The sequence below is a fragment of the Pantoea sp. QMID4 genome (genome assembly GCF_030270445.1).
GTDB lineage: Bacteria > Pseudomonadota > Gammaproteobacteria > Enterobacterales > Enterobacteriaceae > Pantoea > Pantoea vagans.
Genome location: NZ_BSXL01000044.1, coordinates 1 through 273 on the forward strand (window position 1 = coordinate 1; position 273 = coordinate 273).

Sequence of the window (273 nt, forward strand, 5' to 3'; positions counted from 1 at the left end):
CGGTCCAGACTCCTACGGGAGGCAGCAGTGGGGAATATTGCACAATGGGCGCAAGCCTGATGCAGCCATGCCGCGTGTATGAAGAAGGCCTTCGGGTTGTAAAGTACTTTCAGCGGGGAGGAAGGCGGTGCGGTTAATAACCGCATCGATTGACGTTACCCGCAGAAGAAGCACCGGCTAACTCCGTGCCAGCAGCCGCGGTAATACGGAGGGTGCAAGCGTTAATCGGAATTACTGGGCGTAAAGCGCACGCAGGCGGTCTGTTAAGTCAGA

The 273-nt window shown here is 56.8% G+C and carries 1 rRNA gene; it reads left to right on the forward strand.

The annotated features are described in order from the left end of the window. Positions 1-273: ribosomal RNA gene (locus QSK07_RS22750) — 16S ribosomal RNA — on the forward strand; the annotation flags it as partial.